Annotated in this window: 15 protein-coding genes; 12 read left to right on the top strand and 3 right to left on the bottom strand. The window is 72.7% G+C overall.

Annotated features, from left to right (window positions below; all coding sequences use genetic code 11):
- The first annotated feature begins 135 nt into the window (after window positions 1–135).
- From Q5425_RS45075 to Q5425_RS45045, 7 genes are all read left to right on the top strand, one after another.
- A complete protein-coding gene (locus Q5425_RS45075; RefSeq protein ID WP_308678612.1) occupies window positions 136–786 on the top strand; it encodes an alpha/beta hydrolase in 651 nt (216 codons plus the stop codon).
- A gap of 206 nt (window positions 787–992) precedes the next feature.
- Window positions 993–1,439, top strand: a complete 447-nt coding sequence (locus Q5425_RS45070) for a CBS domain-containing protein (RefSeq protein WP_308678611.1) — start codon at window positions 993–995, stop codon at window positions 1,437–1,439.
- Between the two features lie 19 nt (window positions 1,440–1,458).
- Window positions 1,459–2,751 (top strand): ArsB/NhaD family transporter, encoded by a 1,293-nt coding sequence (locus Q5425_RS45065; protein ID WP_308678610.1) that lies wholly within the window; start codon window positions 1,459–1,461, stop codon window positions 2,749–2,751.
- Window positions 2,752–2,844: 93 nt separating this feature from the next.
- A complete protein-coding gene (locus Q5425_RS45060) occupies window positions 2,845–3,435 on the top strand; it encodes a hypothetical protein (protein ID WP_308678609.1) in 591 nt (196 codons plus the stop codon).
- A 163-nt stretch (window positions 3,436–3,598) separates the two neighbouring features.
- The gene (locus Q5425_RS45055; protein WP_308678608.1) at window positions 3,599–4,123 is read left to right on the top strand and encodes a 2Fe-2S iron-sulfur cluster-binding protein; all 525 of its coding nucleotides are present in this window, start codon (window positions 3,599–3,601) and stop codon (window positions 4,121–4,123) included.
- A complete protein-coding gene (locus Q5425_RS45050) occupies window positions 4,120–5,127 on the top strand; it encodes a xanthine dehydrogenase family protein subunit M (protein WP_308678607.1) in 1,008 nt (335 codons plus the stop codon). Before Q5425_RS45055 ends, Q5425_RS45050 begins: the two co-directional genes overlap by 4 nt.
- Complete coding sequence (locus Q5425_RS45045; RefSeq protein WP_308678606.1) at window positions 5,124–7,214, top strand: xanthine dehydrogenase family protein molybdopterin-binding subunit; 2,091 nt, start codon at window positions 5,124–5,126, stop codon at window positions 7,212–7,214. Before Q5425_RS45050 ends, Q5425_RS45045 begins: the two co-directional genes overlap by 4 nt.
- Before the next feature lie 38 nt (window positions 7,215–7,252).
- On the opposite strand, the gene Q5425_RS45040 is transcribed toward Q5425_RS45045, so the two are convergent.
- Window positions 7,253–7,456, bottom strand: coding sequence for a hypothetical protein (locus Q5425_RS45040; RefSeq protein ID WP_308678605.1), 204 nt, complete (start codon window positions 7,454–7,456; stop codon window positions 7,253–7,255).
- Between the two features lie 263 nt (window positions 7,457–7,719).
- Here Q5425_RS45040 and Q5425_RS45035 point away from each other — a divergent pair, with 263 nt between their 5' ends.
- The 5 genes from Q5425_RS45035 to Q5425_RS45015 all read left to right on the top strand — a co-directional run bounded on the left by Q5425_RS45035 (window position 7,720) and on the right by Q5425_RS45015 (window position 11,559).
- Window positions 7,720–8,442: a GAF domain-containing protein gene (locus tag Q5425_RS45035; RefSeq protein ID WP_308678604.1), complete on the top strand. Its 723-nt coding sequence runs from the start codon at window positions 7,720–7,722 to the stop codon at window positions 8,440–8,442.
- 45 nt (window positions 8,443–8,487) lie between these two features.
- A complete protein-coding gene (locus Q5425_RS45030; RefSeq protein WP_308678603.1) occupies window positions 8,488–9,252 on the top strand; it encodes a GAF and ANTAR domain-containing protein in 765 nt (254 codons plus the stop codon).
- Window positions 9,253–10,051: 799 nt separating this feature from the next.
- Complete coding sequence (locus Q5425_RS45025) at window positions 10,052–10,249, top strand: hypothetical protein (protein ID WP_308678602.1); 198 nt, start codon at window positions 10,052–10,054, stop codon at window positions 10,247–10,249.
- A 64-nt stretch (window positions 10,250–10,313) separates the two neighbouring features.
- Window positions 10,314–10,589, top strand: a complete 276-nt coding sequence (locus tag Q5425_RS45020; protein ID WP_308678601.1) for a hypothetical protein — start codon at window positions 10,314–10,316, stop codon at window positions 10,587–10,589.
- A complete protein-coding gene (locus Q5425_RS45015) occupies window positions 10,579–11,559 on the top strand; it encodes a hypothetical protein (RefSeq protein WP_308678600.1) in 981 nt (326 codons plus the stop codon). The genes Q5425_RS45020 and Q5425_RS45015 overlap by 11 nt, the downstream gene beginning before the upstream one ends.
- A 49-nt stretch (window positions 11,560–11,608) precedes the next feature.
- On the opposite strand, the gene Q5425_RS45010 is transcribed toward Q5425_RS45015, so the two are convergent.
- Both Q5425_RS45010 and Q5425_RS45005 read right to left on the bottom strand, forming a co-directional pair.
- Window positions 11,609–12,250: a choice-of-anchor M domain-containing protein gene (locus Q5425_RS45010; protein WP_308678599.1), complete on the bottom strand. Its 642-nt coding sequence runs from the start codon at window positions 12,248–12,250 to the stop codon at window positions 11,609–11,611.
- A gap of 29 nt (window positions 12,251–12,279) precedes the next feature.
- On the bottom strand, window positions 12,280–12,930 hold the full coding sequence (locus tag Q5425_RS45005) for a choice-of-anchor M domain-containing protein (protein ID WP_308678598.1): 651 nt from the start codon (window positions 12,928–12,930) through the stop codon (window positions 12,280–12,282).
- Window positions 12,931–13,015: the final 85 nt, after the last annotated feature.

The raw sequence follows: 13,015 nt of genomic DNA, 5'->3' as shown, positions 1-13,015 counted from the left end.
GCTGGCGCAGGCGGATTTCCCGCTGACGACCACCACTTTGGCCACCGGCGCGGGCCCGGTGCACCTCACCTCCGCCGGCGCCGGGCCGGCGCGGGTGGTCGTGGTGCCCGGGACGGGCTTCAATGCCGCGGTGGTTTGCCGTGGCTGCGGGCGTTGCCGGCCCGCTGGGGCACGACGGTGGTGGATCTGCCGGGGCAGCCGGGGCTCAGCGATCCGCGCCGGCCACGCCGGGCGAAGCCGGGCTGGTACGCCCGGGTGCTGGACGAGACCCTCGCGGCGATGGGTGCCGACGGTGTCGTGGTGCTCGGCAACTCGCTGGGCGCCGCGGTGGCCCTGGCGGCCCGCTCGCCCCGGATCGCCGCCCGGGCGTTGCTCTCGCCCGCCGGGTTCATCCGGCTGAGCGTCGACCCGCAGCTGGCCGTGGCGTCGGCGGTGTGGCTGCTGCGGCCGACGCCCGGACACACTCGCGGGATGCTGCGGTTGTTCGTCGCGCCCGGCGTGCCGCCACCGGAAACCGAGGTGGCGTGGATGGTGTTGCTGGCCCGCTGGTGCCGCACGACGCTGGCGCCGCCGCCACTGCCGCCCGAAATACCGGCGCGGAGCGCCGAACGGCCCTGTGTCGTGGGCGTGGGCGAGCACGACCGGTTCCTGCCGCCCCGCCGGCTCGTGCCGGTGGTGCGCCGGACCATGGACCTCGACGTCCGGGTCCTTCCGGGCGTCGGCCACCTGACCACCCCCGCCGACCTCGACGAGGTGGTGTCCCTGGTGGCCGTGGTGGCCGGCTGACCGCTCGGCGGGGACGGCCCGCCGGGAGGGCGGCCGATTTGCCCCGGGGCCGCACTTGCGGCATCTTTACGCGAGGAGTGCCGGGAAGTCTGGTCGGCCTGCCCGCGCCCGGCCCGGGCGGCGGGCGGTTGGACCGACCCGTGGGAGTCCGATGGCGCTCATCTCGCCGTCCGGTGTAGCCGGTTGGGACGTCGTACGCTGGGACGATGCACGCCGTCGAGATGGCCGAGGAATACCCGGTCGTGGAGCTGGACTCCGACGCGCTGGAGGCCGCCCGGCTGCTGGCCGAGCGACGGTTGCCCGGGCTGGTCGTGACGGACAAGTCGGGTTGCCCGCAGTCGGTGCTGCCCGCGTCGCAGGTGGTGCGGTTCCTGGTGCCCAGTTACGTGCGCGACGACCCGTCGCTGGCGGGGGTGCTCGACGAGTCGATGGCCGACCGGGTCGCGGACAAGCTGGGTGGCAAGTCCGTGCGGTCGCTGCTGCCGGAGGAGACCTCCGAACTGCCGCGGGTGAACGCCGACGACACGATCGTCGAGGTCGCCGCGGTGATGGCCCGGCTGCGTTGCCCGCTGGTCGCGGTCATGGAGGACCGGACGTTGATCGGGGTCATTTCCGCGTCCCGGTTGCTGGAGCTGGCGTTGATGCCGCACTGACCATCGCGGCGGTGGCGGCATGAGCACCGCGATCGCGGTCACGGTGTTCGTGGTCGCCTACCTCTTCATCGCCACCGAGAAGATCCCGAAGATGGTCGCCGCGCTGGCCGGTGCCGGGGTGGTGCTGGCCCTCGGGATCAGCGGCGCGGACGACGCGTTCTTCTCCGAAGACACCGGCATCGACTGGAACGTCGTCTTCCTGCTGCTCGGTATGATGATCATCGTCGGGATCCTGCGGCGGACCGGTGTCTTCGAGTTCGTCGCGATCTGGGCGGCGAAACGGGCCAAGGGATCCCCGCTGCGGGTGATGATCCTGCTGTCGCTGATCACCGCGGTCGCCTCGGCGTTCCTGGACAACGTGACGACGGTCCTCCTGATCGCCCCGGTGACGCTGCTGGTCTGCGACCGCCTGGACATCAAACCGGCGCCGTTCCTCATCGCGGAGGTGCTCGCCTCCAACATCGGCGGCACGGCGACGTTGATCGGCGACCCGCCGAACATCATCATCGGCAGCCGCGCCGGGCTGACGTTCAACGACTTCCTGATCAACCTGACGCCGATCGTCGCGATCGAGCTCGTCGTGTTCACCCTCGTGCTGCCCCGGTTGTTCCGCGGCTCCTTCACCGTCGACCCGGCCCGGGTCGCCGATGTGATGGCGCTCAACGAGCGGGAAGCGATCCGGAAACCGAAACTGCTGATCCAATGCGGTGTCGTGCTGCTGGCGGTGTTCGCCGGGTTCGTGCTGCATTCGGTGATCCACATCGAGCCGTCGGTCGTGGCGCTGCTCGGTGCCGGTGTTCTCGTGCTGCTCTCGGGAACGGAGCCGAAGCAGTACCTCGCCGGCGTGGAGTGGGAGACGCTGCTGTTCTTCGCCGGGCTGTTCATCATGATCGGCGCTTTGGTCAAGACGGGTGTCATCGGGACGCTCGCCCGGCTGGCCGCCGACGCCACCGGCGGCAACGCCCTCCTCGCGGTCATGCTGATCCTCGGTGTCTCGGCCCTGTTGTCCGGTGTCATCGACAACATCCCGTACGTGGCGACGATGAGCCCGCTCGTCTTGGCGCTGACCAACGACATCCCGGACCCGGCGCACTCCGAAGCACTGTGGTGGGCACTGGCGATCGGCGCCGACTTCGGCGGCAACATGACCGCCGTCGGCGCCAGCGCCAACGTCGTCATGCTCGGCATCGCCGCCCGCTCCGGATCACCCATCACCTTCTGGGAATTCACGAAGAAGGGCGCCGTCATCACCGTGATCACCGTGCTGGTGGCCGCGCCCTACCTCTGGCTGCGCTACTTCGTCTTCGCGTGAACGCGGTGGTCCCGGACCGCTGAACTCCCGCGTAAGGATTTCCTAATCGACCGATCCGCTCGATCTCCGGCCGGCCCCGGCTAGGGTCGCCCGGTGCTCGAATCGCGATGGCTGCGCGGTGCCTTCTTCGCCGTACCGGGACTGCTGCTCGCCGGGATCGGCGTGGTGCACCCCGCCCGGCTCGACGCGGCCACCGCGGCGTGGTGGGCCTCGTTGCACGTGGTCCTGCTCCTGGTCTTCCCCCTGCCGGCCGTGGCGCAGTGGCTTCTGCTGACCTCGGCGCCACGCTGGCTTCGGTGGCCCGGGCGGCTGGCCGCGTTCGGTTTTGCCGCCTTCTACGGCGGTCTCGACGCCGTCGCGGGGATCGCCGCGGGCACCGTGGTGCACGCCCAGCACGGCGCCACGCCGGTCGTCGGGGCCGTGTTCGCGGCCGGCGACCGGCTCGGTCACCTCGGTTCGGCCTGCTTCCTGGCCGCCAATGTCCTGATCGTCGCCGCGGTCGTCGTCCGCGCGGGCTGGTGGAGGGCGGCGCCGGGGGCGGTGCTGCTCCTGACGGCGAGCGTGTCCTTCCTGGACAGTCACATCTTCTGGCCGCGTGGGGTGGTCACGATGATCGCGGTCGCCGTCGGGATGTGCTTGTCGGGCGCGCTCCTGAGCCGGGCGTCCCCACCGGCCGCTGCTTGACCGGCAGGGACGCCGATGCCTCCGAACTTTCACCCGGGGGCGTACGCCGGGTAGCCCGTCGGAGGCTCCGCCAAACGGCCGATCACGACATCGCACCGCCGCCGGTTTCGGGCCGGCTCGAGCGGGTACGCCCCAGCGATCACCCGGAGAGGGGGCAGACCCGATGGCGACGACCGAAGACGCTGACACGGATCACACGATCGGGGTACTGATCGACGGCACCGAGCACCGGCTGGCGGTGGACCCGCGGCGCACCCTGCTCGACCTGATCCGCGACCAGCTGGGCTTGACGGGCGCGAAGAAGGGGTGTGACCACGGCCAGTGCGGCGCGTGCACGGTGCTGCTCGGCGGCCGCCGCGTGCTCGCCTGCCTGACCCTGGCCGTGACCTGCGACGGCGCGGAGGTCACGACCGCTTCCGGGCTGGCCGCCGACGGGGAACTGCACCCCGTCCAGCAGGCCTTCCTCGACCACGACGCCTTCCAGTGCGGGTACTGCACGCCGGGGCAGATCTGCTCGGCGGCCGGGCTGCTGGCCGAGTTCGCCGACGGTGCCCCGAGCCACGTCACCTCGCCGGTCAGTGCTGCCCCGCGGTGGTCCGACGAGGAGATCGCCGAACGGATGAGCGGAAACCTCTGCCGCTGCGGGGCCTACGCCGGGATCGTCGCCGCCGTCCGGGAGTCGCGATGAAGACCTTCGCTTTCGCCAAGCCCGCCACCGTGGCCGAGGCCGTGGGCGCCGTGGCCGCGGAGCCGGACGCGGTGTTCCTGGGCGGCGGCACGAACCTCGTCGACCACCTCAAGCTGGGCGTGGCCCGGCCGGACCGGGTCGTCGACGTCACCGGCGTGACGTCGGGGGAAATCCGCGAGGACGAAGACGGCACGCTGTTCTTCGGCGCCGGAGTGCGCAACAGCGACCTGGCGGCGAACACCGCGGTCCGCGAACGCTACCCCGTCCTGGCCGAAGCGCTGCTGTCCGGTGCGTCGGCCCAGCTGCGCAACATGGCCACGGCCGGCGGTAACCCGTTGCAGCGCACCCGGTGCCTGTACTTCCAGGACGTGACGACGCCGTGCAGCAAGCGCGCTCCCGGTTCGGGGTGCTCCGCCATCGGCGGGGCCACGCGCCAGCACGCGATCCTCGGCGCGTCCGAGGCGTGCGTGGCCACCCACCCGTCGGACATGGCGGTCGCGCTGGCGGCCCTCGATGCGCGGGTGCACGTCGCCGGGACCGGCGGTGAGCGCGAAATCGCCTTCGAAGACCTGCACCGGCTGCCCGGCGACACCCCTGAGCGCGACACGGTGCTCGAGCACGGCGAGCTGATCACCGGCTTCACGCTGCCCGCCGGGCCGTGGTCGCGGCGGTCGGCCTACCGCAAGGTGCGGGACCGGGCGTCGTACGCGTTCGCGCTGGTTTCGGTCGCCGCCGGCGTGTCGCTGGCGGACGGCAAGATCGGCGATGTCCGCGTCGCGCTCGGCGGCGTGGCCCACAAACCCTGGCGGGCCACCGAAGCGGAAGCCGTGTTGCGCGGCGCCCGGCCGGGCGAAGACGTGTTCCGGGCCGCCGCGGACGCCGAGCTGGCCGGTGCCCGTGCGCTCGAGGGCGTCGACGGCGGGAACGCCTTCAAGATCCCGCTCGCCCGCCGCACCCTGGTTGCGGTCTTGCGCGACCTGACGACCGAGGAGCCGAACCGGTGACCGAGCTGCTCGAACCCCACGCCATCGGGACCGCGGCCACCCGCCGCGACGGCCCGGCCAAGGTCACCGGCACCGCGCCGTACGCCTTCGAAGCGCCGGCCGACCGGCCGCTGTACTGCCACCCGGTGCAGGCCACGATCGCCCGCGGGCGCTGCCGCCGGATCGCCACCGTGGCCGCCGAAACCGTCGACGGCGTCGTGCAGGTGATCACGCCGTTCACCGCCGAGCGGCTGGCCGGCACCGACGACGCCGAACTCGCCGTGCTGCAGGACCGTGACGTGCCCTTCCGCGGCCACGTGGTCGCACTGGTGCTGGCCGAGACCCCGGAGACGGCCCGCCACGCCGCGGAGCTGGTCACGGTCGAGTACGACGCCGAGCCGCACGACGTCGAGCTCAGCGCCGATCGCGCCGACCTGTACGCGCCGGATTCGGTGAACCCGGACTTCCCGACCGACACCGCGCAGGGTGACGCCGACGCCGAGCTCGAGCGGGCGGAGGTGACCGTCGGGGAGACGTACACGACGGCGATGCAGCACAACAACCCGCTGGAGCCGCACGCGACGACCGCGTTGTGGGACAACGGGGTGCTCTCCCTCTGGGACTCCACCCAGGGCGTCCACTCGGTGCGCTCGGCCCTCGCCGAGGTGTTCGGGCTGCCCGAGGAGAAGATCCGGGTCCGCTGCCCCTACGTCGGCGGCGGCTTCGGCTCGAAGGGCACACCGCACGCGAACGTCGTGCTCGCCGCACTGGCCGCCCGTGCGGTGCCGGGCCGCGCGGTGAAGCTCGCGCTGACCCGGCAGCAGATGTTCGCCCTGGCCGGGTACCGCACGCCGACGATCCAGCGCGTCCGGCTCGGCGCGGACCGCGACGGGCGGCTGCGCGCGCTGCGGGTCGACGTCGTCGAGCAGACGTCGCGGATCAAGGAGTACGCCGAGCAGACCGCGGTGCCCGCGCGGATGATGTACGCGGTGCCGAACCGGGCCACCAGCCACCGGCTCGCCGCGCTGGACGTGCCGGTGCCGTCGTGGATGCGGGCACCGGGGGAGTGCCCGGGGATGTTCGGCCCCGAGGTCGCGATGGACGAGCTCGCCGTGGCGCTCGGAATCGACCCGATCGAGCTGCGGGTGCGCAACGAGCCGGATCGCGATCCCGAGAACGGGAAGCCGTTCTCCAGCCGCAACCTGATCGCCTGCCTGCGCACCGGGGCCGAGCGCTTCGGCTGGGCGGAGCGGGACCCGCGGCCCGGCGTCCGCCGGGACGGCCGGTGGCTCACCGGAACCGGGGTCGCCGCGTCGGTGTACCCGGCGCAGCGGTCACCCGGGTCCACGGCGCTGATCCGGTTCGAAGACGGCCGGTACGTCGTGGAGATCGGCGCCGCCGACCTCGGCACCGGGGCCTGGACGATCCTGCCGCAGATCGCCGCCGACGCGCTCGGCGTGCCCGCGCCGGACGTCGAGGCCCGCATCGGCGACACCGGCTACCCGAACGCGACCGTGGCCGGTGGCTCGTCCGGCACCGCCTCGTGGGGAACGGCGGTGATCGCGGCCGCGCAGGCGTTCCGCGACAAGTTCGGCACCGATCCGGCCGAAGGCGCCGAAGCGAGCGCGGACACGCCGGAAAACCCGGCCGAGGAGCACTATTCGATGTACGCGTTCGGCGCGCAGTTCGCCGAGGTGCGGGTCGACGCCGACACCGGCGAGATCCGCGTCCCGCGGCTGTACGGAACGTTCGCGGCCGGCCGGATCGTCAACCCGGTGACCGCCCGCTCCCAGTTCCTCGGCGGGATGACGATGGGGCTGTCGATGGCGTTGTTCGAGGGCAGCGTCATGGACCCCCGCACCGGGCACGTGGTCAACCACGACCTGGCCGAGTACCACATCGCCACCAACGCCGACGTGGGCGACCTGCGCGCGGACTGGCTCGACGAGCACGACCCGCACGTCAACCCCATGGGCACCAAGGGCATCGGCGAGATCGGCATCGTCGGCACCGCGGCGGCGGTCGCGAACGCGGTGTACCACGCGACCGGGGTGCGGGTGCGGGAACTGCCGATCACCCTCGACGCCCTGCTGCCCGCCCTGCCGTAGGCCATCCGTCTACTTCGGACTCTCCGGCCCCGCGGTGCTCACCCGACTGGGTGTCCGGGAGGGGCGGGTGGAGGCGGATCCGTGATGCCGTCGGCGGGTTCGAGCCCGAGAACGGCGAGCAGCAACGCGCAGTCGTCCGCGTCGATCGCCGCCGAGGCCACCACGCGGGCACCGTGGTAGCGCTGGTCGCGGGTGAGGTCGAACCCGGTCTCTTCGACCGGTCGTGGCGTGGCGCGCCTCATCGGCGCGGGTACGGGCAGGGACAGCTGAAGTGTCGCGACGTCTCAGTGGTCATCGGTTCTCCGCCGGTGTCGGCTGTGCGGCCGGACTCTCCATGGTAGCCCCGCCGCGGCGCGGTGAACGGAACCGCACGTGACGACCTCGCGCGGTAGGGTGCGGGAAACGCACCCGCCGTGGCGGAGCTGATCCGGACCTGCTGTTCCCGAGCCGGTGTGCTGTGAGGGCACCGGCTCGGAGGAGACCAGGATGCAGGGGCGGGTGGCCGGTGGCTGAGATCGAGGTACTGCGGGAGAGCGTGCTGGCCGAGCTCGCCGGCGGTCCGTCCGGCAGCGGGGTCGACGTGGTCGGCCGGGTGTGCCGTGCGTGCGTGCGGTTGCTCCCGGTCGACGGCGCCGCGGTGTCGGTGATGGCCGACGCCGGACACCGGGAAGCCGTCTACACCAGTGACGCGGTGAGCGCGGCGCTGGCCGAACTGCAGTTCGCCCTCGGGGAAGGACCGTGCTTCGAGGCTTTCGCCCACGGCGGTCCGGTCCTGGTCGCCGATCTCGGCGCCAGGCTCACCACCGCTTGGCCGGTGTTCGCGGCGCAAGCCGCCGAGTACCCGGTGGCGGCGTTGTTCACCTTCCCGCTGCAGATCGGGGTGGTGCGGGTGGCGACCCTGGACACCTACCGGGCGACCCCGGGCTCCCTCGCCGGCGACGAGCTGGCGATCGCCCTGCAGGTGGCGGACATCGCCGCGCTGGCCCTGTCCGGGCTGCTCGGCGGAGACCGGTGGCTCGACGGGGACGGGCGGTGGATGGAGGGGGCCGGGATGCGGCACCGCGTGGTGCACCAGGCCACCGGGATGCTGATCGCGCACCTGGACGTGCCGGCGGCGGAGGCGCTGGCCCGGCTGCGCGCGTACGCCTTCGGGCACGACCGCGCGTTGCGGGACGTCGCCGCCGACCTCGTCGCCGGCCGGCTCGAATTGGACCGGGGGGCCTGGTGAGGACCACCATGAAGACTTCCGACGAGCAACCAGGAGATGGTGGCGATGGCCGACCGTGAACAACAGGTGACCCGGACGTTCGTCGCGCTGGCCGACACCCTCGTCGACGACTACGACGTCGCCGACCTCCTGCACACGCTGGTGCTGCGCTGCGTGGAGCTGCTCGACGTCGCCGCGGCCGGCCTGACGCTGGCCGACGAGCGGGGGAGCCTGCAGGTGCTCGCGTCCTCCAGCGAGCAGGCCCGCCTGCTGGAACTCTTCCAGCTCGGCATCGACGAAGGCCCGTGCGTGGAGTGCTTCGCGACCCGGGCCCCGGTCCTGGTCGCGGACGTCACCGCGGACGCCCCGCGGTGGCCGCGGTTCGCGGCGGAGGCGTCCCGGCAGGGGTTCGCGTCGGTGCACGCGCTGCCGATGCGGTTGCGCAAGCAGATCATCGGCGCGCTCAACCTGTTCGGCACCCGGTCCGGTGAGCTCCGCCCCGACGACGTCCACCTGGCGCAGGGGCTGGCCGACACGGCGACGATCGGCATCCTCCAGGAGCGGGCGATCCGCCACGGGGAGACGATGTCCGAGCAGCTGCAGACGGCCCTGAACAGCCGGGTGACGATCGAGCAGGCGAAGGGTGTCCTCGCGGTGACCGGCCGGCTCAGCATGGACGACGCCTTCGCCGTGTTGCGCGGCTACGCCCGCAGCAACAGCCTCATGCTCGGCGAAGTCGCCCGAGCGCTCGCGGCGCGGGAACTCGACCCCGCACTCGTGCTGATCCGGCAGGACCGCCCGCAGGATCGCGGTGCGCGGCCGGGATCGTGAACGCCGAGGTCCGGGGCCGGGTCCCGGTTACCGCCGACGTCGCGGCCCGGGCCCACCCCGCCGGCCGAACCACCCGGTCAGTGCTGCCGGTCCGCGAGACCGCCGCGTACGGTGGGATATCCCGCCCCGGACCCCGGCGAGTGCCCGTCCACCGACCGAACCGGGGTGTGCCGTGGAACCACCGCTGGACGATCTCCGTGACGAGTACCCGGTGGGCTGGGTCCTCACCTACCGGCGCCGCCGGACGCCCGGTCCGCCGTTCGGCGGTTGCGCGGCCGGGGTGGTCCTCGGCCCGCCCGTGCGGGACGCGTGCACCGGCCTCGAATCCATCCGCTCGCCTCGCTCGGCGACGGCCCCACGGTCTGGGTGCCGGACCGGGACGTGATCGGCATCGAGCCCCGCCGGGTCCCCGACGGCGGGCCGCGCCCTTCCGTGTGTCCACAACGGACGCTCGCGGGGAAGATCACCCGCCCGGCCGGCGAATCCGGCCGAGCTCAGGCCGGGGTGCCGGTCCCGAACCCGGCTGAACGGGGTGGCGACATGGGCGAAGGCACCGGATCCGGCGCGGAACGGACCTGGCCGTCGAGGCACGGCGGCGGTTACCCGGCGGGCTGGCAGGTCCGCCTGCCGCGGCAGGCGGGAGCGGACCGCTTTCGGCGGGGCCGGACCGCGGGCGGGACAGGAACGGATCGGCACGATCGCGGGACCCACTCTGCGTGACGAGCACACCGGCACCACCTGGGTGGTGGTCCGGCCGTTCTGCGCGGCTCCGCACACGCCGCCGAAGCTGGTGCGGGCGATGGACATCATCGACGCCCGGCCGCCGTCCACGCCGGCGGAGGACGACGACGAAGACCCGGACCACGGGCGCCCGGACACGGTTCTGCATGCGCACGTGCAAGAACCGGGCGCGTGTCGTAATCGTTGTGGGGCAACGGTTTCAATTCAACCGTTCAGCGGAACAACCCTCTGTGCGCGCTCGCTGGCCTTTCCGTGAGAATGTGTCTCGTCCCGGACCCCGGCGGTGCACGATCCTTCGGAGGATTTCGGGAGGACGCATCATGGGTGTGCGCCTGCAATGGGCGTTCGGGCGCCGGCCGGCCGGCGAAGAGCGCGGGATGAGCGCCCGGGAGCCGCGGCTCCCGGGGCCGGGGGATCGGGGGCGAGAGGCCGCGCACAGCGGCGAACCCGGGCTGGGCAGTGCCGTGGCCCTGGCCGGCTTCCTCGCCGCCACCAGGATCGCGGAGACCGCGACGGGGGTCGTGCTCTCCGCGGCCGGTGTGCTGAGCGGTGCGAAGACCCCGGCGAAGCACGCGGCCGCGCCCGGTGGAGAGTGAGCAGGCGGCCGTGGTCGTCCCGCCACCGGCCGGACATCCGCGCGGCGTCCGGATCGGCGCGGCCGACGTCGGCAGGCTCGAGGCCGCCACCCGGGCGTTCCGGGCCGTGGACTACCGGTACGGCGGCGGATCGTGCCGCCACGCCGTGCAGGTGCTGCTGTCCTACGCGGAGCTGATGTTGCTCGGTGCCGTGCCGGAGAAGGTGGTGTCCCGGTTGTGCACCGCAGTCGCCGACCTGCACAACCTGTCCGGTTGGGCGAGTTTCGACGAGGGCAAGCCGAAGGCGGCGCTCGCGGCTTTCCGGCGGGCGCTGGAACTGGCCGGGCTCGCCGGCAACGACGAGCTGGTGGCCAACGTCCGCTACCGGATCGGCCGGCTGTACCTCCACCACGGTGCCGTCGAAGAGGCGGCGGACCAGTTCGAACGCGGGCAGGCGGCCTGCCGGGACAGCTCCCTGCTCGCCCGGGCGATCCTGTCGGCCAACCTGGCGTGGGCGCGGGCAAAACGCGGTGACGCGACAGCGGCGCTGGCCCTGCTCCACGCGGCCAGGGACGAGTTCGCCGCCGCCGGACCGGCTTCGGCACCGTGGTCGGCGTTCTTCGGCGAAACGGATCTGGCGGCGATGATCGGGACCGTGCACGTCGAACTGACCCAGAGCTCGGACGTCCGGTTCGCCGGCCCGGCGATCGACGCGCTCACCGTCGCCGTCAACGGGTACGGGCCGGCGATGACGCGGAGCCGGTCCCTGACGCAGATCTGGCTCGCCACCGGGCACGCGCTGGCCGGCGACCTCGACGAAGCCGCCCGGATCGGCGCGGAGGCGATCGAGGTCGCCGCCGGGCTCCGGTCCGAGCGGACGAGGCAGCGGATGTCCCCACTCGCCGCGGCCGCCGCCCGGCACCCCGGCCACGCCGGTGCCCGCGACCTCCTCGACCGGATCGACCGCGTGCGCGGCGCGGCCGGCCGGTGACCGCGAGGGCCGGGCGTGCCGAGGCCGAGCCGGCACGCCCGGCCACGGCTCAGGGCAGGACCTTGAAGGTGTAAGTCGCGTCCGCCGAGACGGTCGCGCCCGTGGCCGCCAGTGTCCCGCTGACGCGGAAGGTCACCGTGTAGGTGCCGGCGGCGCTGAACGCCCAGTTGGCGTGCGTGTGCCCGCCGGTCGTCAGCGGTTTTGCGTCGGGCAGCCCGTCGCCGCTGTTGTACAGCACCGTCGGCGTGCCCAGCGACTGCGTGTAGACGCTGAGGTTCCCGCCGCTGACGCCGAGCAAGCTCATCGTCAGCGTGTTGCCCTGGAAGGTGCCGGCGGGAACGTCGGTGCTGTTCCAGCCCGGCCACAGCAGGTTCGCGTTCTGCGTCTGCGGCAGGATCCACACCGTCGAGCCGGGTGTGCCGAGGAAACCGTAGGCGGAGTTGTTCGGGACCGTCGTCTTCGCGGCGGCGAGCACGTCCAGTTCCACAGTGGACGGCGCCCGTCTCACGCTCGGGCTCCCGGTGCCGTCGAGCAGCTGCACGGTGAGGGCGCCGGCGGTGTAGTCGACGTCGAGGACGTCGACGTGCCCGGTGGTGAGCACCGTCGTCGCCGCGCCGGCGGGCAGGGCGGTGCCGAGGGTCAGCGCGGCGGCGAGGGCCGCGACGGCCAGGGAACGGGTTTTCGAGCGCATGGCAGTGCCTCCTTCGGGGTCGGGCGGGATCAGTCGATGCAGAAGGTGAGCACGGCCGGGGCCGAGGACACCTTCGCGCCGGTGGTGAGCTTCGCGCTGACCTGGAAGGTCAGCTGGTAGACGCCGGGCTTGGTGAAGCCCCAGCCGACGTGCTCGTGCAGCCCCGCCGGCAAGGTCAAGGCGTCGGGCAGGCCGTCGCTGCTGTCGAGCAGAACGGTCGCCGCGCCGAACGGGCCGGTGGTGAACACGCTCGCCGTGCCGGGACCGCGCACGGACTTGAGGGCGACCTCGAGGGAGTCGCCGGCGAAGACACCGGTGGCCAGCTCTTCGGTGCTGAAGCCGGGCCAGAGCAGGTCCGGGTCCTGGGTCTGCGGGAGGATCGAGACCGGGGCGCCTGCCGGGCCGAGGAACCGGTACGAAGCGTCGGCGGGGACGGTGGTGCGGGCGCCGGGCAGCGCCTTGAGGACCACCTCACGGGGGTCGTATTCGACGGACGGCTCGACCGACTCGTCGTGGACGTGCAGTTCGAGAGCCCCGTCTTCGTATTCGACGTCGACCGCGTCGACGTGGCCGTGGTCGAGGACGACGGGGGACGCGGCGTGGGCCGGGGTGGCGACGAGCCCGGCGAACAGGGCCGCGGTGGCGGCGCTGCAGGCCAGCAGGGCAGGACGACGACGCACGAGAACTCCTTGGTGCGGGAGGGGACGGACTGGACAGAACATTAACGACAATGATATTCATTAACAAGACAGGGTTCGCGCATGT

The sequence above is a fragment of the Amycolatopsis sp. A133 genome (genome assembly GCF_031082405.1).
In the GTDB taxonomy this organism is placed as follows: domain Bacteria; phylum Actinomycetota; class Actinomycetes; order Mycobacteriales; family Pseudonocardiaceae; genus Amycolatopsis.
Note: the sequence above shows the minus strand (reverse complement) of the source record. Positions and strands in the feature narration are given on the sequence as shown.

Coding starts and splice junctions, on each gene's coding strand:
- Q5425_RS45070 (WP_308678611.1), top strand. CDS start 993: ATGCACGCCGTCGAGATGGCCGAGGAATACCCGGTCGTGGAGCTGGAC.
- Q5425_RS45065 (WP_308678610.1), top strand. CDS start 1,459: ATGAGCACCGCGATCGCGGTCACGGTGTTCGTGGTCGCCTACCTCTTC.
- Q5425_RS45055 (WP_308678608.1), top strand. CDS start 3,599: ATGGCGACGACCGAAGACGCTGACACGGATCACACGATCGGGGTACTG.
- Q5425_RS45050 (WP_308678607.1), top strand. CDS start 4,120: ATGAAGACCTTCGCTTTCGCCAAGCCCGCCACCGTGGCCGAGGCCGTG.
- Q5425_RS45040 (WP_308678605.1), bottom strand. CDS start 7,456: ATGAGGCGCGCCACGCCACGACCGGTCGAAGAGACCGGGTTCGACCTC.
- Q5425_RS45030 (WP_308678603.1), top strand. CDS start 8,488: ATGGCCGACCGTGAACAACAGGTGACCCGGACGTTCGTCGCGCTGGCC.
- Q5425_RS45025 (WP_308678602.1), top strand. CDS start 10,052: ATGGACATCATCGACGCCCGGCCGCCGTCCACGCCGGCGGAGGACGAC.
- Q5425_RS45020 (WP_308678601.1), top strand. CDS start 10,314: ATGGGTGTGCGCCTGCAATGGGCGTTCGGGCGCCGGCCGGCCGGCGAA.
- Q5425_RS45010 (WP_308678599.1), bottom strand. CDS start 12,250: ATGCGCTCGAAAACCCGTTCCCTGGCCGTCGCGGCCCTCGCCGCCGCG.